This window comes from Acinetobacter sp. P37, from assembly GCF_057480965.1.
In genome coordinates, this window is the sequence record NZ_JBLIYY010000014.1 from 67,576 (window position 1) to 93,391 (window position 25,816).

Sequence of the window (25,816 nt, forward strand, 5' to 3'; positions counted from 1 at the left end):
TAAAAGGAGAGGGGGTGTCCATCATGACTTAGGGTTCGTCCTCTTTCTTTAAAGGGGCGCTAGAGGGGATTAGAAATTTAGAATTAATAGGTTTTTATACAATGAAAATTAGCGAAAATTGGTTGCGTACATGGGTTAACCCAGCCATTGATAGCGATACACTTTCTGACCAACTGACCATGTTAGGTTTAGAAGTTGATGATTTATCTCCTGCTGCAAAACCATTTACTGGTGTAGTAGTCGGTGAAGTTTTAACAGTGGTTCAACATCCCGATGCTGACCGTTTACGTGTCACTACTGTAAACATCGGTTCAGGCGAGCCGTTACAAATCGTTTGTGGTGCTCCAAACGTACGTGTAGGCATGAAAGCTCCTGTAGCAACCATTGGTGCAGTACTTCCGGGCGATTTCAAAATTAAAAAAGGCAAGCTTCGTGGTGTTGAATCACAAGGCATGCTGTGCGGTGCGTCTGAAATTGATCTTGAAGATAAAATCGACGGTCTATTAGAGCTTCCTGCCGATGCACCTGTTGGTGTAAATGTGCGTGAATATTTAGATCTTGATGACAATGTGATTGATATCAGCATCACGCCAAACCGTGGTGACTGCTTCAGTATTCGTGGTATTGCACGTGAAATTGGTGTGATTAACCAACTCCCTGTGACTGCACCATTGATTACAGAAGTGGCTGCAACAATTACTGATGAGAAGAAAGTTGTTGTTGAAACTGATGGTTGCCCACGCTATTTAGGTCGAGTGATCAAAAACGTTAATACCAAAGCACCAACTCCTGAGTGGATGGAGCGTGCATTAGCTCGTGCAGGCATTCGTCAGCACAGTATTTTGGTCGATATTACCAACTACGTTTTAATGGAATTGGGTCAACCTTTACATGCATTCGATGGCGGTAAAGTTGAAGGTTCTGTTCGTGTACGCCAAGCAACAGCAGCAGAAAAATTAACGTTGTTGAATGAACAAGAAGTTGAATTATCTGAAAACGTGATGGTGATTGCGGATGATCAAAAAGCTTTGGCGATTGCAGGAATCATGGGTGGCCTAAGTTCAGCGGTTTCTGATGATACCACAGAAATTTTCCTTGAGTCGGCGTTCTTTGATCAACTCTATATCGCAGGTCGTGCACGTAGTTTTGGTTTGCATACTGATGCATCTCAGCGTTATGAACGCGGTGTAGACTTTGAATTGCCGATGACGGCAATGCACCGTGCTTCTCAGCTTATCGCTGATTTAGCTGGTGGTGAGTTTGGTCCAATTACTGTTGCTGAAAAAGTAGAGCTATTACCAAAACGTGAAGCCATTGAACTGAACCAAGCGCAAGTCGATCAACTGCTTGGTTATAAAGTTGAATCTGCATTTATTACCGATGCTTTAACGCGTTTGGGTTGCAATGTCACTGTGAAAGCAGAAGGTGAGTGGACAGTTGTACCGCCATCACACCGCTTTGATATGGCGATTTATCAAGACCTCATCGAAGAAGTAGCACGTATTCACGGTTACGACAATATTCAAATCAGCTTGCCAGTGATTGATGTCAAACTGGCGAAATACCAAGACCAATTTGAATTGGTTCAGTTACGTCAAACTGCAGTGGCTTTGGGTTATCAAGAAGCAATTAGCTTTAGCTTTGCAGATGCGAAACTAGAGAAACAATTGAATCCACAGGTTCAACCACTAGCGCTTGCAAACCCGATTTCTAGCGACCTTGCAGTGATGCGTTCAACCTTATTATCAAGTTTGATCCCATGTGTGCAATACAACGTGAACCGTCAGCAAAATCGTGTGCGTTTCTATGAGCTTGGTCTACGTTTTGATTATCAAGGTGCGAACAGCATTCATGATCTTAAACAGATCCCAACATTTGCACTGGTTGCAACAGGTTCACGTACGACTGAATCTTGGCATGGTAAAGCACAGCCAATGGATTTCTTTGACTTTAAAGGCGATGTAGAAGAGATTTTAAATTCTGCACGTTTAAATGTTGAATATGTACGTTCAGAGCGTACCTGGTTGCATCCAGGTCAATCTGCTGAAATCTTAGTCAATGGTCAATCAATTGGTTACTTCGGTCGTTTACACCCATCTTTAGAAGATGAGTTGGATTTGGCGACTACTTGGGTCGCTGAATTAGATCAATCGGCTGTTTTGCAAACTTATGTATCTAATTTTACAGAATTATCACGTTTTCCGTCGGTTCGACGTGATATTGCGCTTTTAATTAGTGATAAGATTAATGTTAGTGAAATTCAGCAACTTATCGAAAAAACCGGCGGTGAGCTTTTAGACGCAGTTTGGTTATTCGATGTGTACACTGGTCAAGGTGTCGAAGAAGGCAAGCGCTCATTGGCGTTTGCAATTCAATGGCAACATCCAACACGTACATTAGAAGATGCTGAAATCAAAACCGGTATGGATAACATACTTCAGGTGTTGGAAAACACTTACCAGGCGACATTGAGGGCTTCATGACAGCATTAACAAAAGCAGAAATGGCTGATCATTTAAGTGAGCTCACGAGTTTAAACCGTCGTGAAGCAAAACAAATGGTCGAGTTATTCTTCGATGAGATTAGCCAAGCGCTAATCTCTGGGGAACAAGTTAAACTCTCAGGTTTCGGTAACTTTGAGTTGCGTGATAAACGTCAACGCCCAGGCCGTAACCCGAAAACGGGTGAAGAAATTCCGATTTCTGCCCGTCGTGTAGTGACCTTCCGTGCGGGACAAAAATTCCGTCAACGTGTTGGAAATGAGCAGATCAATTGATCTGCTTTTTTTTCCTTTGATTTAGGAGGCGCAGTGCTCATCATCTATCGCACAATTCATGTTGAAGAATATTCGTTTTAAAGTGAGACGATATACTTGAGTTGAGTTGAGTTGTCGTAGAGGTTGATTGTGGCTTTCCTTTAGCTAAATTGTCAGTTTTTATTTTTCAATAAGCATAGGCTTAGTATTTTGAATTTTAGCTCTTTTTATGAACTAGGGTTTAAAGTTTGAGGCAATAAAAAAGAGAGCCAAAGGGCTCTCTTTTTGTGCTGAATAATCGGTTAGATTATTGAGCTTCAGAAGCAGCAGCAGTAGCTTCAGATGCAGCAGCAGTAGCTTCAGATGCAGCAGCAGTAGCTTCAGAAGCAGCAGCAGAAGCTTCAACAGCAGCAGCGTCAGACGCAGCAACTACTTCAGAAGCAGCAGCTTCAGATGCAGCAGCAGGAGCAGCTTCTTCAGTTTTTTTAGCACAACCAACGAAAGCTAAAGTAGTAGCAACTGCAGCAGCAATAGCGATTTTTTTGAATAACATGGCATCACTCTCTAAAATATGAGATTAAAAAATAACCTGCGTTAGTCTGTTGTGTGCTTTTATTATGCCTAATTTGAATAGGTATTAAAAATGCATAGAGCAGTCTAACTGGTCTGCGTGTATGCTATCACTGAGTATTTTGAAATGCTACTAGTGACTTTGAAAAAACCGTTAAAAATAGGTGAAAAACGGCCATTTTTTAACAGAAAATAACAATTAAGAGAAAGTTTTATATTGGCGAAATAGCAAATAAACTACTAAAAAGAATAGGGTTTTTTAAAATATATTTTTTATAATCATAAACTTGAAAATAAGTTTACATGGAAATCCATCAAATGTTTCTTTGTGTAACTAAAGTCAACCAAATAAAAAAGCCATCGTTATAGATGGCCTTTTCAGTCAAAAATTCAACTTAGTTGGATGCTTTACGTTTCATTTGATCGAAGAAATCATCATTGGTTTTGGTTTCTTTCATGCGATCAAGCAAGAATTCCATCGCTGCAAGTTCGTCTTGTGTATGAAGCAATTTACGTAAAATCCAAACTTTACGTAGGTTATCTTCAGACATCAAACGCTCTTCACGACGTGTACCTGATTTTTTGATGTTCATCGCAGGGAACACGCGTTTTTCAGCAATACGACGGTCTAGGGTAATTTCTTGGTTACCTGTACCTTTGAATTCTTCGTAGATCACTTCATCCATCTTACTACCAGTTTCAATCAACGCAGTTGAGATAATTGTCAGTGAACCACCTTCTTCAATATTACGTGCTGCACCGAAGAAACGTTTTGGACGTTCTAAAGCATGGGCATCCACACCACCAGTAAGAACTTTACCAGATGAAGGGATTACAGTGTTGTAAGCACGTGCTAAACGAGTAATTGAGTCAAGCAAAATCACTACATCTTTTTTGTGTTCAACAAGACGTTTAGCTTTTTCAATCACCATCTCTGCAACTTGTACGTGACGAGCTGGTGATTCATCGAATGTCGAAGCAACCACTTCACCACGAACAGTACGTTCCATTTCTGTTACTTCTTCAGGACGTTCGTCAATCAGAAGGACAATCAAGAAACATTCAGGATTGTTACGAACAATCGACTGAGCGATGTTTTGTAACAACATGGTTTTACCCGCTTTTGGCGGTGCAACGATAATTGAACGTTGACCTTTACCAATCGGAGCAACCAAGTCAACCACACGCGCAGTTAAGTCTTCTGTTGTACCATTACCTAATTCCATTACCAATTGTTCGGTTGGAAATAAAGGTGTTAAGTTTTCGAAAAGAATCTTATTACGTGAGTTTTCGGGTGTGTCGTAGTTAATTTGATTAACTTTTAATAATGCAAAGTAACGTTCGCCTTCTTTAGGTGGACGAATCGTACCTGTAATAGTGTCACCAGTACGAAGGTTGAAGCGACGGATTTGTGATGGGCTCACATAGATATCGTCAGGGCCGGCTAGGTAAGAACCCGCTGCAGAGCGTAAGAAACCAAAGCCGTCCGACAGAATTTCTAGAACGCCATCACCAAAAATCTCTTCGCCGTTCATTGCGTGGCGCTTTAAGATGGCAAAAATAATATCTTGCTTACGGTTACGAGCCATTCCTTCGAGGCCCATAAACTCGGCAATCTTGATGAGTTCGCCAATCGGTTTTTTCTTGAGTTCGGTTAAGTTCATAGGTGGTCAGATAGAATCTAAAATTCTGAGGTACAGGTTGGAAAAGGGAGCAACAAATGTGCCGCGATCATGCAAGAAACGATAGCAATTGGTTTGCACAAAACAATTCAGAGATCTGATTCGTTATATGAAGAGAGATGTGAAAAACAATTCTGTTGCCGAGCGGCATTTTATGTGTTGTGTTGTAAGAAAATGACAGGATTTGAGATCCTTAATTTCTTGAGTAAACAATATAAGAGAGAACGCAGCATTTGTCAATTTATCAACCAAAAAAATACGCTGTGTAAAACAGCGTATTTTCGAGTGTTTTTATCGAAAAAATATTAGATGTTTTCTTCGATGAAAGCTGTCAATTTAGATTTTGGTGCTGCACCGACTTGAGTTGCTACAACTTCGCCGTTTTTAAACATTAATAATGCAGGAATGTTACGGATGTTGTAGTTTACAGCTGTTTGTTCGCAAGAAGTTACGTCTACTTTAACGATTTTAACTTTGCCTTCAAACTCAGTTGAAAGTACTTCAAGTACAGGTGCAATGGCTTTACAAGGAGCACACCAACCTGCCCAGAAATCTACAAGTACAGGAGTATCAGACTCTAGTACATCGGCTTGGAAGTTTTCATCAGTTGTATTTACGATATTGCCAGACATGGATTTTGCTCCGGAATTAATTTTTAAGTTGACTCTATGTTTATAAGTATTACATAGCCAACTATAACAATGTAGGGGGTTATGTAAATTTTCGACCTGAATGGCGAGTTTGTCTAATGGATGATCACGATGCCGATGATCGTGTATGACTATCATTGCTTCAGATAAAAAATCGATAAGTTCCGCCCGAACTACTCATAAATGGCTTTTAAATTACATGTATGTGAATTAATCTAAGCACAATTCTGAACAGGTTTTTTTGAATAATGTCTGATTTTTTGATTGATGAAGAATTACTTGCTGCTATCGATATGGGATCGAACAGCTTCCACTTGGCTATCGCACGCGTAGACCATGGTGAAGTGAAAAAAGTTGCATCAATGTCAGAAAAAGTACAGCTTGCCGCAGGTCTAGACGAAAATAAAAATTTGACTGAAGCCGCACAGCAACGAGGATTAGCCTGCCTAGCACGTTTTGTGGGGCGTTTAAATCCTGTACAAGCTAACCGTTTACGTATTGTGGCGACTAATGCCTTGCGTCAAGCAAAAAATGGTCATGAATTTATTCAAAAAGCCGCTGAGATTTTACCAAAACCAATTGAAATCATTGCTGGTCGTGAAGAAGCCCGTCTAATTTATTTAGGGGTTTCACATACTATGGCAAATAGTGGTCGCCGCCTTGTGATTGATATCGGTGGGGGGTCAACAGAGTTGATTATTGGTGAAGAGTTTGAACCGATTCATACAGAATCTGTGCAAATGGGCTGTGTCGCTTTTACCAAAGCGTTTTTTGCTGATGGTGAAATTAACCTGAAAAGTTTTGATAAAGCGGTAAATGCTGCTCGCAAGGAAATCGCAGGCATTGCCAACACTTATAAAGCTGCAGGCTGGGATACTGTTGTCGGTTCAAGTGGCACGATCAAAGCGTGTCGTCAGATTTGTGTCAATATGGGCTGGAGCAACGATCAGGAAGAACTGACACGTGACGGTTTATTTAAACTCAAAGATAAATTGCTTAAATATAAGCATGTCAATGAAATGGAATTTGATGGTCTAAAAGAAGACCGTCGAGCAGTTTTGCCAGCCGGCATTGCCATTTTGTATGCCGTCTTTGATGTGCTGAATATCGATAAATTGGTTTATTCTGATGGCGCGTTACGTGAAGGCGTGATGTACGACCTATTGGGACGTTTCCAACATGAAGATGTTCGTGACCGTTCTGTACATGCGTTGATGGGTCGCTACAACGCAGATATGAAACAAGCTGAACGTGTGGTAAATACCGCTCAACAACTGTTTAATGGTGTGGCGACCGCACTGAATTTGACCAGTGATGACAGTGATTTACTGCGTCGTGCAGCGTATTTGCATGAAATTGGCTTAGCGATCAGTCATAGTGGATACCATCGTCATGGTGCTTATTTACTGCAACATTCGGATATTCCGGGTTTCTCACAAATTGATCAAAATCATTTGTCGCATTTAGTGGCGCATCATCGTCGTAAGTTACGCAGTGATGCACGTGTCGATGTGATGAAAGTCGGTGGTAACAAACTTGTTTACTTATGTCTATTGCTTCGTTTAGCAGTTTTATTAAATCATAGTCGCAGCGATGAGATGCTTCCTGCCATTGAATTAAGCGTGGACAATGCGCAACAATGGCAACTTAGTGTTTCTGGTGATGCCAAACAGTGGCCTTTGTTGGTTGCAGACTTGCATGATGAGCAAGTGCAATTTAAGCATTGGGATATTGAACTGAATATCCAGTCGGAACAATTTATCAATTAACAGACCAGTTAAGTTAGGGATAATGATCGACCTATGAAAAATAAAGCAGCTCAATCTAAAGCCTGGACTACGGTTCAGATCGCACGTCATCCTGAACGTCCGCAGTTTTTGGATTATGTTGGCGAAATTTTTACAGAGTTCGATGCTTTGCACGGTGACCGCCTATTTGGTGATGACGGTGCGATGATTGGTGGTTTGGCTCGTTTAGATGGTCAGCCTGTGATGATCGTAGGTCAGCACCGTGGTCGTAGTACACGTGAAAAATTACAGCATAATTTTGGTATGAGTAACCCAGAAGGTTATCGTAAAGCGCAGCGTTTATTGGATATGGCGGAGCGTTTTAATCTGCCAGTCTTTACCTTTATTGATACCATGGGTGCGTACCCAGGTGTGGGTGCAGAAGAACGTGGTCAGGCTGAAGCGATTGCAACCAGCTTAGCTCAGCTTTCTTCACTCAAAGTGCCTGTAGTGGCAACGGTATTGGGTGAAGGTGGTTCGGGTGGTGCGCTCGGTATTGGCGTAGCTGACCGTGTGATTATGCTATCTCACAGTATTTATTCAGTGATTTCACCTGAAGGCTGTGCATCTATTTTGTGGAAAACTGCAGAAAAAGCAGAACAAGCAAGTGAAGCATTGGCATTGACGGCAGATAAATTGCAGAAGATGGGCATTGTAGAATACGTGGTGGACGAAGCGGAAGGCGCACATTTAAACCCTGAAAAAGTCATGCAGGATTTGAAAGTGGTCTTGAAGCAAGCTCTAGAAGAACTGCAACCAATGGATGCAAACGAACGATGCGAAGCGCGTTACCAGCGTTTAATGAAGTTTGGCAGCGACAATTTAGGGCTGATTGCTTAAGTCAAATTCAGGCGCTGCCTGAACAAAGCCGATTTTTAATAGGATGTAGTGGTGGCATGGACTCCATGTTGCTGCTGCATCTTATGTCGTTTTTGTGCCCTGAAAAAATACGGGTGATTTATATTGATCACCAATTACAAGATTGTAGTCATGCTTGGGGCGAATTTGTACGTGCTCAATGTAAAGCGCTGAATTTGCCATTCATCATACAAAAAGTTCAGGTTGCGCAAGGTAACCTTGAAAATCAAGCACGCTCGGCCCGCTATCAAGCCTTTCGCCAACATTTACAAGCAGATGAAATATTGGTACTCGCACATCATCAGCAAGATCAGGCGGAGACATTGATGTTGCGGCTACTTTCAGGTGCTGGTGTCCATGGCCTTGCTGCGATGAAAAAAATCGATGCGCGTGAAGATTTTATTTTATGGCGTCCCCTATTAGATCTTTCACGTGAGCAAATTTGCCAATGGGCAGCACAGCTGCATGTGCAAAATATTCAAGACCTCACCAATTTTGATACCGACTATGACCGTGCGTGGAGTCGTGAAATTTTGTGGCCACTACTCAGTGAGCGATTTCCTAAAATGCAGCAAGCTCTGAGCCGAACCAGTTACTTGATGCAAGATGCTGATGAAATTTTATATGAGGTGTTGCAGCAAGATTTAGCGGCCTGTGGTTCATCGCAAATGTTATCTTTGGCTGCTTTACAACAGCTCAGTCAGGCACGTCAGCGTCAGTTGTTATCGCACTGGATGAAAGGTGAGGGGCAATATCGTCCAAGTTTTGAAATGGTACAGCGTTTATTTTCAGAAGTGATTGGCTCACGCGAAGACTCGCAAGCGGCATTACACTGGAATGGATTTTATTATCTGCGCTTTCAACAGCAACTTCATCGGATTGCCAAAGCGGAATATCTGCCAACTGAACCCATTCAAGAGGTTGAGGTTGTAACTTGTGTTGCAGGTCAGTGCCTCAAGTTGCCTGCAGGACATTTTGTGATTCAACCCTCAGAGGTTGGCTTATCACCAGAATTATTGGGGCAGCAACTGCAGATTCGCCCACGCCTTGGCGGAGAAAAAATTCATTTATATGGTCGTGTCGGAAGTTGGCCTTTGAAAAAAGCCATTCAGCAGGCGCAAATTTTTCCATGGCAGCGTCATACTATTCAAATATTAAGCCGAGATAATGTTATGCTAGGCGTCTTTACGCCTCAGGGCTTTTGGTTGGCGCAGTCTGAATTTTGTACTCAAGCTGGCTGGCAACCGACATTATCTCTTAACGCTAAATCTGCAATATCGGATCTTCAATCATGAGCGCAATTCTAAATTGTAATATCAGTTTCATTGGTGGCGGCAACATGGCACAGGCTTTAATTGGTGGCCTAATTGCACGTGGTGTCCCGACTACACGTATTACAGTTTCAGATCCCGTAGAAAAAGTACGTGAGCTTTTGGCTGAAAAAGATTTGCATGTGACGGATGATAATGTTGTAGCAATTCGAGATGCGGATATTGTTCTTTTTGCCGTTAAACCTCAGGTGTTGGCTAAAGTTTTGGCACCATTACAAGGGTTGCTAGAAGGGAAGTTGGTGATTTCAATTGTTGCAGGTGCGGAAATTGCAACGATTTCAAAACTATTAGGTACAGAGCGTATTGTTCGTGTCATGCCAAACACACCTGCTTTAGTTCAAACCGGTGCGCATGGTTTGTATGCAGGTGAAGCGGTTTCGGCTGAAGATCGTGATCTTGCAAGTCAAGTTTTGGCTTCAACGGGTTTAACACTTTGGGTAAACTCAGAAGCGCAGATTGACGCAGTAACAGCTGTTTCTGGCTCAGGTCCTGCATACTTTTTCTATATGATGGAAAGTATGATCCGTGCAGGTAAAAACATGGGTTTGGATGAAAAAGTGGCTACAGCACTAACCTTGCAAACTGCATTGGGCGCTGCACAAATGGCGATTACCAGTGCCAACAGTCCTGCGGAGTTACGTAAAAATGTAACCTCTCCAAACGGTACCACACAAGCTGCGATTGAAGTATTTGATCGTGCTCAAATTTCACAAAATATTCAGGCCGCTTTAGCCGCAGCGCAAAAGCGTAGCCAAGAGTTGGCACAAGAGTTAAGCGAAAGCACCAAATAATTCGATTTGATTTAGGAAAGTTCAAGTATGGGCTCTGCTCAAATTTTTGGAATCATTATTAACGTTGCAATTTTGCTCGTATTTTTCCGTTTTTTAATGCAGCTTGCTGCCGTGAGTCCATATAACCCTGTGGTTTTGGCAACAGCAAAAGCAACAAAAATTGTCGATATCTTTAGCCGAATTTTCCCAACTTTGGCCAAAGGTCGAGTGAATACTGCAGCTTTGGTGTTGGTGGTGATTCTGTATTTGTTAAAAATGTTTGGTTTGATGTATTTGTCTGGCGTGGCAGTGAATAGCCCATTCCATTTGATCATTATGACCTTTGTGACCATGATTCAGGATTTAATCCGTTTCTGTCGTTACTTAATTATTGCATCGATTATTTTGAGTTGGGTGGTGATGTTTAGTCAGTCACGTTCGCCTTATATTGAAGTGGTTCAAGAGTTGGCAGAACCGCTACTTGCGCCATTCCGTCGTATTCTTCCAAATATGGGGATGATTGACTTGTCACCAATTTTTGCGATTTTGGCATTGTTGGTTGCGGAAACCATTATGAAGCAAGTCGCAATTGCATTATTGACTGGTCTTTAATCTGAGCTAAGACGAGTTAAATTAAAAAGGACGCCGAGGCGTCCTTTTTTTGTGGATTTAATATGAGGTGTAAAACAAGATATTTATACTAACTAATAAACATCTCACCTCCATCCAACCTTCCTCCTAGAGGGAGAAAGGCGTGAATGAATTAGTGTGCTTCGTCCCAGTTATTACCTTGACCGACTTCAACAATCAGTGGAACGGAAATTTTCAACACAGATTGCATCACTTCAGTCAGTTGGGCAGACAGTTCATCGGCAATTGCAGCATCAACTTCAAACACCAATTCATCGTGTACTTGCAGTAACATTTTGGCTTGATCTTTCGGTAAGATTTTATCGACTGCAATCATGGCCAGTTTAATGATATCCGCCGCAGAACCTTGTAGCGGCGCATTAATCGCTGCACGTTCAGCGCCTTGTTTCACCATTTTGTTGCTCGCCATAATGTCAGGTGTATACAGACGACGACCTAAAATAGTTTCCACAAAACCTTGTTCACGTGCGACTTGGCGAGTACGCTCCATATATTCCAAAACACCAGGGTAGCGTTGGAAGTATTTACCAATATAGTTACGTGACTCTTCACGAGTGAAACCTAGCTGACGAGTCAAACCAAATTCAGACATACCATAGAGCAGACCGAAGTTCACCGCTTTGGCTTGACGACGTTGGTTGCTAGTCACTTCGTCGAGTGGAATTCCCAAAACTTCTGCCGCAGTACGTTTATGTACATCTTGCCCATGATTGAAGGCATCGACCAATGCATGATCTTGCGAGAAATGCGCCATTAAACGTAATTCGATTTGCGAATAATCGGCTGCCAATAAAATGCGACCTTCAGGTGCAATAAAGGCTTTACGGATTTGACGTCCAATATCTTCACGGACAGGAATATTCTGTAAGTTTGGATCGGTAGATGACAAACGACCTGTAGCCGTTAAAGCTTGGTGGTAACTGGTATGCACACGATGTGTGTCATTATTCACTTGCTTTAATAGACCGTCGGTATAGGTGCTTTTCAGTTTAGATAGACCACGATATTCCAAAATTAAGTCGGTAATCGGATGGTCGATTTTTTCTAACACACTTTCACTGGTACTGTACTGACCTGTAGAAGTTTTCTTACCGCCTTTTAAACCTAATTTATCAAACAGAATCTCACCAACTTGTTTTGGTGAGCTGACATTGAAGCTTTGACCCGCAAGATCTGTAATTTCGGTTTCTAAATTTAGAATGGTATTGGCAAATTCCACACCAAGTTGGTCGAGGAAGTTCATATCTAGCTCAATGCCGTTTTCTTCCATAGAGGTTAGAACACGGGCAACCGGCATTTCAATATTGTGCAAAATATTGATCAGCTCCGGGTGAGTTTGTAACTTCTTATCGAGTACCTCATATAGACGATAGGTCACATGGGCATCTTCTGCCGCATAATGGGCTGCAGTTTCAAGCTCAATTTGGTTAAAGGTCTTTTGTTTTGCACCTTTGCCCGCCACTTGTTCGAACGTCGTAGTGAGATGACTTAAATACAAACGTGCGACGTCATCCATCCCATGACGTGTAGCCACAGAGTTAAGGACATAAGAGGCCAACATGGTATCGAAATACCAACCTGCCAAATGAATGCCATGATTTTCTAAGACATGTGCGTCATATTTGAGATGATGACCAATTTTTTGTACGTCATTATCTTCAAGTAAAGGTTTGAGTTGATTCAGGATCGTGTCACGATCAAGTTGTTGCGGCGCACCTTCATAATCATGCGCAAGCGGCACGTAATAGGCATCATGTGCATCTAAAGCCACCGAGAAACCCACAATCTGTGCCACGCGGTAGTCGAGGCTAGTGGTTTCAGTATCAAAGGCAAAACGCTTTTCAGTACTTAGACGTTTAAATAACACATCCCAATCTTCTTGAGTCAATACCGTGTGATAACGTGCTTCACCAAGTAAGTCATCAACACTGGTTTTGTCCGCTTGATCTTCCACTTCAGGTGCATTGGCTACAGTCGCCGTGGTGTTAATGGCTTTGGCTGCTTGTTTGTAGGTTGCACCATTGGGGTTGTTCGGATGATCTAAAGACTGCAGTTGGTTACGAAATTCTAGTTCCGTATATAAATCACGAAGTGCTGGAATATTTGGATCGGCAAGTTTCAGATCTTCGTATTTAAGGCCCATGTCGAGGTCACAAACGATGCTCGCCAGTTGGTGGTCAAGAGCAATCCCTTCTACATTATCTTTAATGTTTTGACCGACTTTACCTTTAATGCTGTCGACATTTTCTAAAATGCCGCCAATCGATCCGTACTCGGTTAAAAGTTTCGCTGCTGTTTTTGCGCCAACACCGGGTACACCACGGATGCCGTCAGAGGCATCGCCCATCAGCGTGAGGTAGTCAATGATTTGATTCGGCCACACCCCAAATTTTTCAAAAACGCCTTGAACGTCCATCGGTTTGTCTTTGAAGCTATCTTCTAAAGTGACACGCTCAGTAACGAGCTGTGCCATGTCTTTGTCACCAGTGGAGATCAAAACTTGATGACCGGCTGCTTCAGCGCGTTTGGCTAAAGTTCCGATAATGTCATCGGCTTCAGCGCCTGGCAACATATGTAGTGGAATCCCTAGAGCACGAATTAACGCATGAAGATATGGAATTTGTTGTGATAATTCTTCCGGCATCGCAGGACGGTCACCTTTATAGATCGGGGACAATTCATGACGGAAGGTTGGTTCAGGTGTATCGAAAATAACGGCCATGTGCGTCGGTTGGATACGACGCATTAATTTTTGGATGGCAGAAATGGCACCTCGGATTGCATTGGTATGCAAACCGGTTGAAGTGGTTAATGGTGGCAGTGCATGGTAAGCACGAAATAAAAAGTATGAGCCATCGACCAAGACAAATGGTGGCATTGATAATTTCCTAATCCTAAAAACGGTTTTATTGTACGTGATTTTTTGCCCGCACGCAGAGTCTAGATTGTATATGTAACTTACCGAATCACTGATGAATAGTTTTAATCCATCGGTCAGGCTCATGTATCATCAAAACATTCAGGAAAATGACGAAGCAGGTATGCTGAAACAGAATAATGAAATCAAGATGATTTGGTTGATGACGCTGATCATGGTGGGGATCGGGGCATGGTACTTAGATGTCCGTATCCTGAGTTATATCAGCGGCATTGGTTTTATGCTCAGTGTGATGAATTATGTCGATGATTTACAGCACGGCGCTGATGCACTGAGTTCATCAAAACAACCATTTCAAGTGACATCAAAGGTTCCGTTATATATTGCATCGTTATTAACGGTCGTTGGACTGTTAACAGAATTGGGTTATTTGGTTGCGATCGGGATTAGCCTGTGGGTCTATTTTTTTCTGCGTTGGCTGAAACGATTAGAACGTCAGCTGCATCTATTGCAAGGACAGGTGCTTCATTCGCAATCCAGCCAAACGGCTACTTCAATATCAGCGTCGACAATAGACCGTCCTGAAAATTTTGATTCTGACAATACACCATCTGTACATCCCGCGACGGCAGTTGGTACAGCTAGACATCAGGCATCATTCAATTCAATGCCTTCTAATACACCATCCAAGTCTGCGCCAAATCTATCTAGTCAAATTCAGCAATGGCTTTTCCAAGGCAATCCCGTGTTAAAAGTGGCGGTATTGGTCTTGGTGATTGGCGTGGTGCTATTACTCAGATTTGCCACAGAGCATTGGCAACTAAGCTTGGCCATGAAACTGCTGATCGTAAGCTTGATCAGTGCTGGTATTGTGGGACTGGGTTTTTTGCTGCAAACCAAAAACCGCAGTTTTGCCTTAGCGCTAGAAGGTCTAGGTCTTGCAGCGCTGTTTTTGACTTTATTTTTTGCCTATTACAATGTCGTCATTCCGGGCTTTGGCATAGCTTGTCTATTATATGCTGCACTTATGGCATTGACGATTTGGCTCAGTCTGAAACAACAGTCGGTAGAACTGGCAATTATGGCAATGCTGATCGCCTATCTTGCGCCATTTACCTTGCCTGTTCGTGATGCAACTGCAACGGAATTTATTGCCTATTATCTTGTAATTAATCTGGCTGTTGCGGTCATGAGTACATTAAGACCGTGGAAATATCTGAATCAAATCGCTTTTTTGATGACGGTGATTATGGGTGGAGGATATGCTTTTTACCACGGATACACCACCGAACGTCAGATGATGAGCGTGTTGGTTTTAGCTCACGCTGCGATTTTTATTTGGCTCGGTTTTCGTTTTAGTCAGTTATTGGCGAAACAAGATCTTGCGCATTTTCAGCTTAAACTTGCCTTGGATATTGCACTGATTTTTGCCGCACCAGTGCTTGCTTATCTGGCATTGTATTTGATGTATTTTGAGGAAACGGTATGGCAGGCGGGGTATAGCCTGTTATTCGCAGCGCTTTTTGCCGCACTGTATAGCATCAGTAAACGTAGTGCTGTGATCCCACTGATTGCACAAAGTTATTTGAGTTTGACCTTAATATTCTTGGCATTGATTCCACCGATAGTATTGAAAGAGCAGTGGAGTGTGGTTGGTTGGGCAGTTGAAGGTGCTTTGATATTTATATATGCCCTATACAAGCAGTCCAATATCAGCCGTTATTTAGGCATGGCGCTCTTGGTGATGGCGGGTTGTTCAAGTCTGTATTATTTGGTTCAACTGCCACATTTCCCTGCACAGATGTATTGGGGCGTGTGTTTGAGCTATTTGGCGGCCATTATCATGACGCATGCTGTTCCTGTATTTCATAAACAGCTTTCAAGTTCGAGTATTGCCTTTCAATGTGTGCAAATGCTCTCAGCAACCACCATGCTCATCATGTTGCTCTTAGATTGGTTGCAGACTAGCCATCAATTGGCCTTGAGTTTATTGATTGTCAGTGTGGCCTATCTGTTGGTAAATGAAGGCTTGTTAAAACGAAAAGCTTCGTGGAGTTGGTCCATCATTAAGTGGACCGGTCTAGTGCCTGTTTATGTGATGGGGCTGTACCAAGTTATTTCAGTGAGTGAGAACGGTCAGTTACTTTGGCATTCAACGATGGCGCAGATTTATTTTGCATTCGCTGGGCTGAGCTTGACGCTGCTTTGGCTACGACCATTACTCGGTGTGCGTGAAGAGAAAGAATGGGTCAGTTTCGGAATTTTGAGCAGCTTGGCGTGGACCAGTCTGACGCTGATACCCAGTATGCCGTATATCAGTGTGGTAATTTTGCCGCTGATATTTTGTGCATGGTGTTATTGGCAAGCGCAGCAACCGGCCTGGAAAATGTTTTGGCAAGCGCGTAGCAGTTTGTTTTTGGCTTTAAGTTGGATCATTAGTTCGCAATTATTTAGTCAGCAGGCCTTTGTGGGATATGTCTTGCCGATACTGAATCCTTTTGATGCAGTGAGTTTGCTGTTGTTAGCGGCTTTTTTATGGATGTTGAATCAACAGTTAAAAGCTGGTTTAGATCGTAGCTTGGCTGCCGTGTTGAGTGTCCTAGGGCTACTTTGGTTAAGTAGCTATGTTGTGCTACGTGCCTTACATATGTATCTGGATACGCCTTATAACAGTTTAGATATTTGGAGCGATGCGACCGTTCAACTAAGTTTTACCGTGCTGTGGGTGTTATTGGCTTTAGTGAGTATGCGCTTTGCCACTCAGCGCCAATTACGTTCAGTTTGGCTACTTGGTGGCAGTATTTTGGTCTTGGTGACGTTGAAATTGGTCTTGCTGGATTTATCTCATGTCGGCACTCTCATGAGAGTAATTTCATTTATGGCCGCAGGTTTTGCCATGCTTTTGATTGCCTATATTGCCCCTATGCCGAATGACAAGGTTGAACCATGATGAAATTCTTAAAGGTACGAGATCACTAAGCTGTACAGGTCGATGGCTATAAAAGTACATGATAAAAAAAACCTGCACATTTGAAGATATGCAGGGCCTTTCATATCAAGTCGATAGACCATTATTTAAGTTGAGGCTCTCGTTGAATCTCTTGTGCATTGGCATATTGATCGACGTCAGCATCGCTTGCTTGTGTAGAAAGCGGGTGGTCAACAAAACCCATTTTTGGTACAGGAATTTCAATTTTATTTTCGACAAAAGCATTACGAATCCGTTCCTGCATTTCATCACGGACTTTTAGGAAATTCTCTCTTTGACACCAAATAGCAAAAAGCAGCTCAATGGAAGATTCACGAAAGGCAGTGACGGTCACGGCAGGTTTAGGATCGGCCAAGACCAATGGATATTTACTAACGGCATCTAATAAAACTTCACGGACTTTGATGATGTCTTCATGAAAGTTAATCGCAAGGGTAATTGGAATGCGCCGTATTGGAAACTTAGACAAGTTATGTACAGGCGCGCGAATCAGTTGTTCATTCGGCAAACGGACATAGACATTGTCCTGCGTAAGTAATTTGACCGACAGTAAATCAATCGAGATCACTTCACCTTCAATAGTATGCCCACGAATCAGTGTCAATTGAATGGTATCACCAACTTCAAAAGACCCTTCACCGATCAAGAACATCCCGCTGATCAGGTTGGATGCGGACGTTTGCGAGGCAAAACCCAGTGCGACCGTTAAAATACCTGCCGCACCCAAGAAGACGCTGAGTTTAAAGCCGGCTTCTTTTAAACTTGCCATCACAAAGATTAAAAAGATGAAATAGAAAATCCCGCGACGCCAAACCAACTGCTGATGAGCATTGAAACGCATACCCACAGTACGAATAAAGGTATTCGAGATAAAACGGGCAATCAGAAAGCCGATGACTGCCAATAAAACAGCCACCAATAATTCTGTCAGCCGATCAGTATTGAGATTGGCGACCATTCCTTTTAGGCTGCTGGTGATTTCTGTCGAAATATTTAAATCTGCCATGGCTCGCCCTTAGAAAAATGAATCAAACATATTGAACAGCACATTGGCTGACTCGCGTGGCGGATGTAGATAAACAACGTCACCCGCTTGTGGTGGTGTACGGTTTTCAATTTTGACCCGCGGCGGTTTGTCATGACCTTCATGGACGACCCGAATTTGTGAAGTCCATAAACGTCCCGTACTTTCACTATAAAATAATGGCAAAGCCGGTACAGGGACATTCATTCGGTCAAAACGAATCTGTTGATTACTCACGTTATGAAACTCAATAGGGGTTACAGCACGAAAAGCACGAGGTTTGAGTTGTTTAAGTTCTGTACGACCATCAACTGCTGTGGCATAGCAAATTTCACCCATTCGATGATTCGGACCAAACCAGGTATCTTTTGGTAGAATAACAGGTATATCAAACAAGGGTTCTCTAAGACCTTCGACAAAGCCGGCAATCCACAGCGGTGTACTGATATATAGCGTTCCGCGTTGTCCGGCTGGAATATAAATCGGATCGACCGGTTTAATCACCACTGAACGATCTGCCAAACGTGGCATGATTTGAATTTTGTCATGCGTCTGGCGGAACATATAACGTTCCATTTTAATGGGTTGTGGAAAACCAAATTCAGGGTCTTGTATCGGATGCCATTGTTGCTCATAGTCAAACTGAAAGGTTGGGCGATGGTATTCCATACGCCACTCTTGCATGCCGCGCGTCACCCGGAACAATAAAGACCCAAACTGCCAACTGCGCGGGTGATTCAGTTCAAATTGATATTCCCCCCACCATTTACGTTTTGGGGATTCCTTTTCAGTCAAATCATTTTCTAATGGCAATGCGTATATCCCTTGTCCTGATAAATCCTAAAAACAGACTTCACGCTGTCAGATGCTTAGAGTACACTCAAAACAACTTTTTTCATCATTATAATGCGTGATGCAAGTACTTAAACAATTACAAATACCATATAGTTTTGCCAAACGTCATGGCGTATTGCTTCGATATGAGGGTGATCAAGCTTTTATTGTACGTCGTGACAGCACGCCACTGCTGGCTTTACAAGAAGCACGTCGCTATTTAGGGCATCCTGCACAATATCAATTATGTAGTGAGCAAGAGTTTAATCAATTACTCAGTGCAAGCTTTGCCGGAGACACCGGTGAGTCTCAACAAGTGGCAGCGGGTCTGGAAGATCATCCTGATTTACTTAGCCTTGCGGACTCTGTACCAGAAGCTGAAGATCTGATGGATCAGGAAGACGATGCACCGATTGTACGGTTAATCAATGCCTTATTGTCTGAAGCGATCCGTGTCGGTGCTTCAGATATTCATATCGAATCTTTTGAAAAAAAGCTGTCTGTCCGCTTACGTGTCGATGGTCAGTTACGTGAAATTGTGCAGCCACGTCGCGAGCTTGCTCCATTGTTGGTGTCACGGATCAAAGTCATGGCCAAACTCGATATTGCGGAAAAGCGAATTCCACAAGATGGTCGTATTTCACTGCGTTTGGCGGGCCGTGAAGTCGATGTTCGTGTATCAACCTTACCGTCTTCGTATGGTGAGCGTGTAGTGATGCGTTTACTCGATAAACAAGCTGGGCGTTTAAATATGACCCATTTGGGCTTGATGCAGCATGACTATGATCGATTGAAACAACTGGTACATCGTCCGCATGGCATTATTTTGGTTACAGGGCCGACGGGTTCGGGTAAAACCACAACCTTGTATGCGGCATTGTCTGATCTAAATGATGGTTCAAAAAATATTTTGACTGCGGAAGATCCAATTGAGTATCAACTTGAAGGGATCGGGCAGACGCAGGTCAATACCAAAGTAGATATGACCTTTGCTCGTGCATTAAAAGCCATGCTCCGCCAAGACCCAGATGTGGTGATGGTCGGGGAGATTCGTGATTTAGAAACTGCTGAAATTGCAGTACAAGCGTCATTAACAGGCCACTTGGTACTTTCAACGCTGCATACCAATACAGCAATCGGTGCGGTGACCCGTCTTAAAGACATGGGGATTGAACCCTTTCTACTGTCAAGCTCATTGATCGGTGTGGTGGCGCAGCGTTTGGTTCGAACCTTGTGCCGTCACTGTGCGACTTGGCATGATGCCGATGATTTTGAAAAAGACTTATTTAAGCATCTCGATGCATCGGCCGAATTAAAATTGCCACAACCTAAAGGCTGCGAACAATGCTCGCATACTGGATTTACAGGGCGTACCGCAATTTATGAAATCGTCCCGATTGATGAGCAAACACGTCGCCTCATCCATGGTAATGCTGCTGAGTTTGAGTTAGAAAATCATGTACGTGCAAATGCGGGTTCAATTCGTGATGATGGATTGCGTAAAGTTTTGGCAGGTAAAACCACCATTGAAGAAGTGCTCAGAGTGACGAATGAAGCGGCTGAATAGTCGGTGTGAATTATAAAAAAAGCCCCGAAGCCTGTGCAAGGACTCGAGGCTTTGCTTTAGTTAATCTTTTCAAAATGAATAACAGCATCGTATGCTTTATCTGTCAGAGTGAGGTGAGTTGCATCACTGAGTTTCATTTCAATGCTATTGCTCTCTTTATATTTCAAAACATCATTATTCACTTCGGCCATACCGGATGAAGCACTAGAAGTGCGCTCAGTATTATTTTTATCGAGCCAAAATTCGTCTTTAATTTGGTAGTCATCGCCTTGTTTGCTAATGGAAAGTTTGCGTAGGCTCTCCGTGTCAGGTGTTTGTTTCCATTCCCCTGAAAAATCAGGCGCAGGTGTTTGGCTACATGCGGCTAAGGCCAAGCTTAGAAAAAGCATCGAAAAGTATGTTTTCATTGTAAAGTCCTGAAAATGATTTTAATTTTTTTATGGATGTATAGTTAATTATAGTTTGAATATTAATAGTTTTTCAATTTTAATCATTATTCTTTCTATCGAATGTCTCATGATTTTTTATTTCTAATTTGAACTAAAAACAGCCCAAAAATATGGGCTGTGCAGTCTTTCACTTACCACAAACTGACAATTTTCTTCATCAATTCAGCACGAATAGGCGCGGTTGGGTTACCTGCATTGCGCTGCGTTTCATTTTCATAAAACTTTTGCCAAGTTTGAACCATCTCTAAAGTGACATCTTGAGTTTTAAGCTTTTCAACGTCGGCTTTGCTGATATTGGCTAAGCGTGCTGCAGCACCTTCTGGGCCTGTACCCCAACCAATGATGCCTTGACCATAGGCAGGTAAAGACATGTTGTTCGGTGTTGGTGGTAGCGCAAGACGTTGAATATCTGGATTGACCAAGGATTTAATTTGAGGGCGGACTTTTTCAGACAGCGTTAATTCAGCAAAACTGAGTGTGGATGCGCTGAGTAGCAACGTACTGATAAGGAGAGGTTTAAGCATCATAGATCAACAAATGAATGTAAATAAGAATCGTTATATATTTTAGCAAGGTTTTGGTAGCTGAATATGAATATTTAAATGTATTGGAAATGGATAAGATTTTATTTTGAGCTCAGCTGTAGATGTGTAGAAGTAAAAAAGCTCAAAGCACTATTTTATAAGAATTAAAACAGTGCTTTGTATAGATAGGTACAAATGGATTTAAGTCAAAACATTTAAAGTAACATTAATATTGTTTCGGGTCGCATTTGAATAGGGGCACACAATATTTGCAGCATCGACCAATTTCTGTGCCTCGCTTGCATCCATACCCTCAAGATGAATATTAAGCGTCACTTCGATACCAAATCCTGTTGGAATAGGGCCGATACCAACATCACCCTCGACGTAGGCAGCAGGGGTAATCGAAATTTTATCTCGGTTAGACACAAATTTCATTGCACCTAAAAAACAGGCTGAATAACCAGCGGCGAAGAGTTGTTCAGGATTCGTACCATTACCTGTACCCCCCATAATTTTCGGCACAGCCAATTGAACATCTAAATGACCATCGGATGTCGTTGCACGACCATCACGACCACCAGTGGCTTTTGCATGGGCTGTATAAACTGCTTTTTCTAAAGTCATTTTTCTAATCCCTCAGATGATGGTTCAAAATCATATCGTGGGGGATTTTGTTTAAATAATATTCAGTTTTTTTGTAATTTTATACAGAGTGAAAATCAATATTGAACCAAAACACGGTGCTGCATCAGTGGCATTGATGCGCGAATCTGTTGCTGTTCGTCTAAGTCAAAGGGAACTGTGAGTAGTTGAGCGCCTTCTTCTGCGGTGATTGCTAAAATTTGACCACGGCTGTTGCTTGCTCCAGCATGCCCCCAAGTTTGACGCTTTTCACCATGCCAACCTTGTTGTGCGGCACCTAATACAGCACATTGGCTATCCATGGCACGAGCTTGCAGTAACAACTGCCAGTGTATTTCACCCGTGGTATAGGTAAAAGCTGCAGGCGCCGTTAAAATGTTTGCACCTTGGCTACGAAGTTTCAAAGCCAGTTCAGGAAAGCGCAAGTCGTAGCACACCATCAGGCCAATATTGCCAAAAGGTGTTGTTGCAACTACGGTTTCAGTACCAGGTTCAAAGAATTTTGATTCTTGATAGCCACCGACAGCGTCACCAACTTGCACATCAAATAAATGAATTTTGTCATAACGTGCTTCGGTACGTTCAGGGCTGATACACAGGCTGACAGTACGGACACGACCATCTTGAATGATTGAACCATCTGGACGATAAGGGCATGGGAGTGTGCCCGCAACAATCCAAAGTTGATAACGATGTGCGAGTTGTTCTAGTCGCTGCTGAATACTTTCAAATTGCGCCGCGGTTTCGCGTTGTTTACCTGCGGCAAAGCAGACAAAATTTTCAGGAAATACAATGAGACTCGCACCTTGAGCCTGACTTTGTTGCATCAATGATTCGATCACTTTGAAGTTATCTTCAATGTCATTTTGAGAATTCATTTGTGCAACGGAAAGTAAAGTCATGCGAAGAGGGTCTCTGCTGTGATTAACCTAAATTAGACATTTTGCTGCTTGGGTTGCTCTAGATTGTCCTGCTCTTTTTGCAGTTGTTTGACCAAAGGCTCAAACATATTTTGGTTGCTATCATTTAGTTTCATCAGCGTTTTGTGTGCATCTAAAACCGTATTCAGCATATTGCTATGGGTAATGTGTTCTTCCATAAGTGCGCGAGTGCATACACTTGGATCACCACAATAATTCAAAATAACAAACACCTGACCTAAACCCATGCTATTGGCAAGCGTTGTGATATCAGAGTTTGTAGACAACATTACCGCTTGAATATGGTGAACTTGTTTGAGCTTCAAACCCAGTTTCGCCAAAATACCAAGAACAGTACTATCGATAAATGTCGTTTGGGTTAAATCAACGATTGCACCGACGACATTTTGTTGCTGTTCAATTTTGTTTAATAACTTGTCTAGACTAATACAAGATTGGGCACGCACTTCGCCAATAAGCTTAAAAATATGCGTTCCGTTCAAGCTTGCATATTCAACATGACCTGTTGACATATAAATGCCATTTGCAGAGAAGGATAGTAAATTATCCCATAGGGGCACAGCTTACTCAAGTAGCCGAGTATGATCAGAAAGTCGTATTCGGTTTAAGTAGTTGATTTCGTGACTAATTGATTCGACGTAAACTTAGGATGGCAATATCGTCGGCAACATGGTCTGGTGCTTGAAATGATTGATTTTGCAAGTGATAAACCAATTGACCTAGCTGTTCATTCAATCCACCATCAAAAGGTTCAAGTGCGCCATCCGAGCAAATTACAAAGCGCGAATAACGATTTAAGGTAAATTCAAACTCTTCAACTTCTAGGTCTTCAGTTAAGCCAAGTGGAAAGCTACTGGTATTTAAAATTCGTGCGGGAAGACCGGGTTCAAATAAAATGGCTGGCGGATAATGGCCTGCACTAGACCATTTCAAGACATGCGTATCGAGATTGAGTATCCCCGCAATCATGGTAATGTGCTTTTCAATATTTTCTTGAACCAACATGCCATTGAGCTTTTTGATGAGTTCTCTCGGGGTTTTTGAACGACCGTGGAAAGCAGCCATCCAAGAGGTCAGTAAACTACTCGTCACCCCATGACCAGATACATCTGCAAGATAAAACATGATTTCTTTATCGCTGATTTTCCAGTAATCGTACCAATCACCGGATAAATAGGCTGAAGGCTGGAAGAATGTTTCAATTTTATAGTTGTGGAGTTCAATCGGGTTGGGCAGTAAACGTTTTTGCAAATCTGCAGCAGAAGGGAGATCACGGCTGTCTTGATTGCGTTTGTATTGCGCATCAATTTTAGTGAGTGCCACCTGAAGGTTAGTTGGGATATGATCCCAAACCCATCCTGCTAAAGCGCCTTGTTGCCACGCTTGAGCCAATGCAGCGCCCTCATGCTCAAAAGCGAGCACAATGGTAGGAAGTGTCCATTGGTGATTTAAAAAGTCGGCAACATCAGCAATTGCAATGATTGTTGGATCATACAAGTCTAGATCTTCAATGTTAATCATTTGTACGCTAGGAAGCGCATCAAGTACCTGATCTAAATATGGAATATCACGAGTAGGTTGAATGAAATACATAAAGAATTAGATGAATCCTTCGATAGACAATAAGTGTACTATAGCAAGCTAATGATGGCTGGAGGGAAAAACCACACCAGCCAATTGAAAAATTTTATTTATTCAGTTGTTACCGTGTCGGTATCATCTGAACTGCTGTCATCAATGAAATCGGTAGAATCATCAGATGAAACATCTGTTGAATTATCTTCAGATTCATCAATATCGTCATCTTCTTCATCAATAAATAAGTTTTCTTCAGCGATACCTTTTTTCTCAGAAATTGAATAATTCAGGCGTTGTAAATAGATGTCGCGAATTTGAGCATATTTATCGCCTTGTAACACACCTTCAATATCCAGTAATTGAGCGCGAGTATCGATTCCACGTAAAGTTTGCTCAGACCAATACGCCACATCATGACCATCAAGCATATATTTCTGTGGACGTCCTTGACTATCTACTGCTAGACCGACGGTTTGGCGCAATGTGCTTGGACCAAGCACTGGTAGAACAATATAAGGACCAGAAGGAATACCGTAATAACCTAAAGTCGCGCCAAAGTTTTCATCTTCTGTTTCTAGACCTAGACGGCTTGCAGGGTCAGCAAAGCCTAAAGTTGTCAGTGTATTAACAGTAAAACGCCCCAGACTTTTTGCGGCACGTGTCGGTCGTCCTTGGATGAGTTGGTTAAACGCATTCCACGGTTCGCCCAAATTTTTACGGAATAAACGATAAGATTCACGAATATCCTTAGGAGTTTTTGCTACATATTGCACAGCAGCAGGGCGGGCAATATGGACGTCTAAATAATCATTAAATGCGTAAACTTTCCGGTTGATCGGTTGGAAAGGGTCTTTATCTTCTTCTGATTGTGCTGCATTGGCATTAACAGATAATTTTTTTGCAACTTCAGATGACTTAACCATCGCAGCATGCGCAAATTGTTGTGTTTTTGATTTATTGGCAGCTTCTGAGTCTTGAGCAATAGGTGATGAAGCCTCGTCATTTGCAATTACAGGAGTTGTTACGACAAGTGACAATAATCCTGCATATAAAAAAGAAGTTTGGCGCATATATAGTCCTGACGCTTTTAGCGCGGCAAAATGTTTGCCGTATAATAAGTAAAAACGTTCAAATAATCCTGATTTATTACTATTAAACCAAATTTGATCAAAATATGAATAAAAAAATGTAATTTGAGTGAAAATTGTGCGCTCAAAATAATTATTTAAAAAAAGGTGTTGCGTTGGATCAAAAATGCTGTAGAATGCACATCCATCGGCGGTGATGAAGATTAAAACTTCTGATAAAACAATGACTTGGTTGAATTGGTTAA

At 42.2% G+C, this 25,816-nt stretch carries 22 protein-coding genes; 9 read left to right on the top strand and 13 right to left on the bottom strand.

Features of this window, described 5'->3' with window-relative positions:
• Nucleotides 1-101 precede the first annotated feature (101 nt).
• Together pheT and AC25JC_RS13040 are read left to right on the top strand one after the other, a co-directional pair.
• Nucleotides 102-2,483, top strand: coding sequence for a phenylalanine--tRNA ligase subunit beta (gene pheT / locus AC25JC_RS13035; protein WP_486924196.1), 2,382 nt, complete (start codon nucleotides 102-104; stop codon nucleotides 2,481-2,483).
• The gene (locus tag AC25JC_RS13040; protein WP_004783565.1) at nucleotides 2,480-2,776 is read left to right on the top strand and encodes an integration host factor subunit alpha; all 297 of its coding nucleotides are present in this window, start codon (nucleotides 2,480-2,482) and stop codon (nucleotides 2,774-2,776) included. Before pheT ends, AC25JC_RS13040 begins: the two co-directional genes overlap by 4 nt.
• 286 nt (nucleotides 2,777-3,062) lie before the next feature.
• On the opposite strand, the gene AC25JC_RS13045 is transcribed toward AC25JC_RS13040, so the two are convergent.
• From AC25JC_RS13045 to trxA, 3 genes are all read right to left on the bottom strand, one after another.
• Nucleotides 3,063-3,308, bottom strand: coding sequence for a hypothetical protein (locus AC25JC_RS13045; RefSeq protein WP_078192631.1), 246 nt, complete (start codon nucleotides 3,306-3,308; stop codon nucleotides 3,063-3,065).
• 412 nt (nucleotides 3,309-3,720) lie between these two features.
• Nucleotides 3,721-4,989, bottom strand: coding sequence for a transcription termination factor Rho (gene rho, locus AC25JC_RS13050; protein ID WP_067731074.1), 1,269 nt, complete (start codon nucleotides 4,987-4,989; stop codon nucleotides 3,721-3,723).
• A gap of 323 nt (nucleotides 4,990-5,312) precedes the next feature.
• A complete protein-coding gene (gene trxA, locus AC25JC_RS13055; RefSeq protein WP_078192629.1) occupies nucleotides 5,313-5,639 on the bottom strand; it encodes a thioredoxin in 327 nt (108 codons plus the stop codon).
• A 266-nt stretch (nucleotides 5,640-5,905) separates the two neighbouring features.
• Between trxA and ppx the strand changes: the two genes are divergently transcribed.
• The 5 genes from ppx to AC25JC_RS13080 are packed head-to-tail and all read left to right on the top strand — an operon-like array spanning nucleotide 5,906 to nucleotide 11,015.
• Nucleotides 5,906-7,426, top strand: a complete 1,521-nt coding sequence (gene ppx / locus AC25JC_RS13060; protein ID WP_168378483.1) for an exopolyphosphatase — start codon at nucleotides 5,906-5,908, stop codon at nucleotides 7,424-7,426.
• 33 nt (nucleotides 7,427-7,459) lie between these two features.
• On the top strand, nucleotides 7,460-8,284 hold the full coding sequence (locus AC25JC_RS13065; RefSeq protein ID WP_111884716.1) for an acetyl-CoA carboxylase carboxyltransferase subunit alpha: 825 nt from the start codon (nucleotides 7,460-7,462) through the stop codon (nucleotides 8,282-8,284).
• Nucleotides 8,221-9,597 carry a tRNA lysidine(34) synthetase TilS gene (gene tilS / locus AC25JC_RS13070; RefSeq protein ID WP_486924197.1) on the top strand — a complete coding sequence of 459 codons (1,377 nt, stop codon included), beginning with the start codon at nucleotides 8,221-8,223 and terminating at the stop codon, nucleotides 9,595-9,597. Before AC25JC_RS13065 ends, tilS begins: the two co-directional genes overlap by 64 nt.
• Nucleotides 9,594-10,424: a pyrroline-5-carboxylate reductase gene (proC, locus tag AC25JC_RS13075; RefSeq protein WP_078189568.1), complete on the top strand. Its 831-nt coding sequence runs from the start codon at nucleotides 9,594-9,596 to the stop codon at nucleotides 10,422-10,424. Before tilS ends, proC begins: the two co-directional genes overlap by 4 nt.
• A 27-nt stretch (nucleotides 10,425-10,451) precedes the next feature.
• Nucleotides 10,452-11,015: a YggT family protein gene (locus tag AC25JC_RS13080; RefSeq protein ID WP_180007241.1), complete on the top strand. Its 564-nt coding sequence runs from the start codon at nucleotides 10,452-10,454 to the stop codon at nucleotides 11,013-11,015.
• 151 nt (nucleotides 11,016-11,166) lie between these two features.
• Here AC25JC_RS13080 and polA read toward each other — a convergent pair whose 3' ends face one another.
• A complete protein-coding gene (gene polA / locus AC25JC_RS13085; RefSeq protein ID WP_486924198.1) occupies nucleotides 11,167-13,932 on the bottom strand; it encodes a DNA polymerase I in 2,766 nt (921 codons plus the stop codon).
• Between the two features lie 163 nt (nucleotides 13,933-14,095).
• On the opposite strand from polA, the gene AC25JC_RS13090 reads away from it, so the two are divergent.
• A complete protein-coding gene (locus AC25JC_RS13090) occupies nucleotides 14,096-16,882 on the top strand; it encodes a DUF2339 domain-containing protein (protein ID WP_486924204.1) in 2,787 nt (928 codons plus the stop codon).
• Between the two features lie 121 nt (nucleotides 16,883-17,003).
• On the opposite strand, the gene AC25JC_RS13095 is transcribed toward AC25JC_RS13090, so the two are convergent.
• Together AC25JC_RS13095 and AC25JC_RS13100 are read right to left on the bottom strand one after the other, a co-directional pair.
• Nucleotides 17,004-17,927, bottom strand: a complete 924-nt coding sequence (locus AC25JC_RS13095; RefSeq protein WP_180024385.1) for a mechanosensitive ion channel family protein — start codon at nucleotides 17,925-17,927, stop codon at nucleotides 17,004-17,006.
• A gap of 9 nt (nucleotides 17,928-17,936) precedes the next feature.
• The gene (locus AC25JC_RS13100; protein ID WP_111884712.1) at nucleotides 17,937-18,758 is read right to left on the bottom strand and encodes a hypothetical protein; all 822 of its coding nucleotides are present in this window, start codon (nucleotides 18,756-18,758) and stop codon (nucleotides 17,937-17,939) included.
• Nucleotides 18,759-18,858: 100 nt separating this feature from the next.
• Here AC25JC_RS13100 and gspE point away from each other — a divergent pair, with 100 nt between their 5' ends.
• Nucleotides 18,859-20,346 (top strand): type II secretion system ATPase GspE, encoded by a 1,488-nt coding sequence (gspE, locus tag AC25JC_RS13105; protein WP_111884711.1) that lies wholly within the window; start codon nucleotides 18,859-18,861, stop codon nucleotides 20,344-20,346.
• Nucleotides 20,347-20,402: 56 nt separating this feature from the next.
• Here gspE and AC25JC_RS13110 read toward each other — a convergent pair whose 3' ends face one another.
• From AC25JC_RS13110 to AC25JC_RS13140, 7 genes are all read right to left on the bottom strand, one after another.
• Nucleotides 20,403-20,753 (bottom strand): putative periplasmic lipoprotein, encoded by a 351-nt coding sequence (locus tag AC25JC_RS13110; RefSeq protein ID WP_180007244.1) that lies wholly within the window; start codon nucleotides 20,751-20,753, stop codon nucleotides 20,403-20,405.
• Nucleotides 20,754-20,926: 173 nt separating this feature from the next.
• Nucleotides 20,927-21,319 (bottom strand): DUF4951 domain-containing protein, encoded by a 393-nt coding sequence (locus tag AC25JC_RS13115; RefSeq protein WP_486924199.1) that lies wholly within the window; start codon nucleotides 21,317-21,319, stop codon nucleotides 20,927-20,929.
• A gap of 201 nt (nucleotides 21,320-21,520) precedes the next feature.
• Complete coding sequence (locus tag AC25JC_RS13120) at nucleotides 21,521-21,946, bottom strand: organic hydroperoxide resistance protein (RefSeq protein WP_486924200.1); 426 nt, start codon at nucleotides 21,944-21,946, stop codon at nucleotides 21,521-21,523.
• A 95-nt stretch (nucleotides 21,947-22,041) separates the two neighbouring features.
• Entirely contained in the window at nucleotides 22,042-22,866 is an 825-nt protein-coding gene (locus tag AC25JC_RS13125) for a carbon-nitrogen hydrolase family protein (protein WP_486924201.1), read from the bottom strand.
• 32 nt (nucleotides 22,867-22,898) lie between these two features.
• Complete coding sequence (gene gigB, locus AC25JC_RS13130) at nucleotides 22,899-23,417, bottom strand: anti-anti-sigma factor GigB (RefSeq protein ID WP_078189558.1); 519 nt, start codon at nucleotides 23,415-23,417, stop codon at nucleotides 22,899-22,901.
• Between the two features lie 112 nt (nucleotides 23,418-23,529).
• Entirely contained in the window at nucleotides 23,530-24,498 is a 969-nt protein-coding gene (gene gigA / locus AC25JC_RS13135) for an RsbU family protein phosphatase GigA (protein WP_078192616.1), read from the bottom strand.
• A gap of 98 nt (nucleotides 24,499-24,596) precedes the next feature.
• The gene (locus AC25JC_RS13140; protein WP_180132641.1) at nucleotides 24,597-25,553 is read right to left on the bottom strand and encodes an MlaA family lipoprotein; all 957 of its coding nucleotides are present in this window, start codon (nucleotides 25,551-25,553) and stop codon (nucleotides 24,597-24,599) included.
• Nucleotides 25,554-25,816 lie beyond the last annotated feature (263 nt).